Origin of the sequence: Actinophytocola sp. (assembly GCF_049647105.1) — a bacterium.
Classification (GTDB): domain Bacteria; phylum Actinomycetota; class Actinomycetes; order Mycobacteriales; family Pseudonocardiaceae; genus Actinophytocola.
The window spans coordinates 1-2,148 of record NZ_JBARWZ010000272.1; the positions used below are offsets into that span (position 1 = coordinate 1).

The following is a 2,148-nucleotide window of genomic DNA, read 5'->3' on the forward strand; positions in this document are numbered from 1 at the left end:
CGGTGCCGCGGAAGCGGAGGCCGCCGGGCTCGGCCGCGACTCGGTCGTCCTGCTCGTCGGTGGCGCCCGCGGCATCACCGCCCGGTTCGCCCGTACCCTCGCCGCGTCGGCCCGGTGCCGGATCGAGCTGGTCGGCCGCACCCCCGTGCCCACCGGCGACGCACCGGCCCGCACCCGCGACGAGCTGCGTGCCGACTTCATCACCGCCGGGATGACCTCGCCCGCCGACATCGAACGGGCCATCGGCGCCGCGCTCGCCGAGCAGGAGGTCCTCGGCACCATCGCCGCACTGCGGGACCTCGGCAGCGAGGTGCGCTACCACTGCGTCGACGTCCGCGACGCGGAAGCCCTGCGTGCCACCGTGAAACGGGTCCACGCCGACCACGGCCGCCTCGACGGCGTCGTCTACGCGGCGGGGGTCATCGAGGACAAGCTCGTCGCCGACAAGACCGTCGAGTCGTTCCGCCGCGTGTTCGGCACCAAGGTGGATGGTGCCGAGACACTGCTCGACACGGTCGGCGCGCTGCCGGACGGCGGGCCCCGCTTCGCCGTGCTGTTCGGCAGCATCGCGGCCGCGCTCGGCAACCGAGGCCAGTCCGACTACGCCGCGGCCAACGACGCGCTGGAGGCGCTCGGCCGCCAGTGGTCCACTTCGGACCGGCGCGGCCTGACCGTCCACTGGGGACCGTGGGCGGCCTCGGACACCAACGGTGGCATGGTGACTCCCGAGCTGATGCGGTCCTACGTGGCCCGCGGCATCAAGCTCATCGACCCGGAGGAGGGCCCGCTCGCGCTGCTGAGGGAGCTGGCCTGGGGCGCGCCGGACACGCACGCGGTGGTGTACACCGCGTCCGGCTGGTGACCGCGGTGGCACCCGTGGCGATCGTCGGGATGTCGGTGCTCTTCCCCGGGGCACCGGACCTCGACACCTACTGGCGCAACATCGTCGATGGCGTCGACGCCATCCGCGAGGTCCCCGCCGACCGGTGGGACGCCGAGTACTACCCGGACCGCGTCTACTGCCGCCGCGGCGGGTTCGTCGACGCGGAGGTCGACGTCACCCGGTTCGGCATCATGCCCAACTCGGTGCCGGGCACCGAACCCGACCAGCTCATCGCGTTGCAGGTCGCGGCCGCCGCCATCGCCGACGCCGGTGGCGCGCTGCCAGAGGACCGCCAGCGCGCGGGGATCATCCTCGGCCGCGGCGGCTACCTCACGCCAGGGCTCGTCCGGCTCGACCAGCAGGTGCGGACCGCGGGCCAGGTCGTGCGCACGCTGCGGGAGCTGGTGCCGGACCTGACCGAGGACCAGCTCGACCGGGTGCGGGACGCGTTCGACGATCACGCGAGCCCCGAGTCCGCGATCGGTCTCGTGCCCAACCTCGCCGCGTCCCGCGTGGCGAACCGGCTCGACCTCCGCGGCCCCGCGTACACCGTGGACGCCGCGTGCGCGTCCTCGCTCGTCGCCGTGGACCACGCGGTGCGGGAGCTGACCTCCGGGCGCTGCGACGTGGTCCTCGCGGGCGGTGTGCACCACTGCCACGACATCACGCTGTGGAGCGTGTTCTCCCGGCTCGGCGCGCTGTCCCGCAGCGAGCGGATCCGGCCGCTGCACCGCGACGCCGACGGCGTGCTCATCGGCGAGGGCACCGGTGTCGTGGTGCTGAAACGGCTCAGTGACGCCGAACGCGACGGCGACCGGGTGTACGCGGTGATCGCGGGCACCGGGGTGGCGAGCGACGGGCGCACCGCGAGCCTGGTCAACCCGGACCCGGACGGCCAGGTGCGGGCGGTGCGGCAGGCGTGGGACGCCGCCGGGCTCGATCCCGCCGCGCCGGACTCGATCGGCCTGCTGGAGGCCCACGGCACCGCCACCCCCGCCGGTGACGCCGCGGAGCTGCGCACGATCACCGAGGTGTTCGGCGGCCCGGCCACCGGCGAGCGCGCCGCGATCGGGTCGGTGAAGTCCATGATCGGTCACACGATGCCCGCCGCTGGTGTCGCCGGGCTCGTCAAGGCCGCATTGGCGCTGCACCACGGGGTGCTGCCCCCGACCCTGCACTGCGACGACCCGAACCCCGCGCTCGCCGCCACCCGGTTCACGCCCCTGCGCACCGCCCGCCCGTGGCCCGACGGCGCACCCCGGCGC

General features: G+C 74.8%; 2 protein-coding genes. Both read left to right on the forward strand.

Annotation, left to right across the window (positions count from 1 at the left end; all coding sequences use genetic code 11):
* Window positions 1-862 (forward strand): SDR family NAD(P)-dependent oxidoreductase (locus WBA97_RS32030; RefSeq protein ID WP_424234707.1); only part of this gene is annotated, 862 nt, incomplete at its 5' end.
* The coding region (locus WBA97_RS32035; RefSeq protein ID WP_424234708.1) for a polyketide synthase at window positions 859-2,148 on the forward strand (1,290 nt) is incomplete at its 3' end. The genes WBA97_RS32030 and WBA97_RS32035, both read left to right, overlap by 4 nt.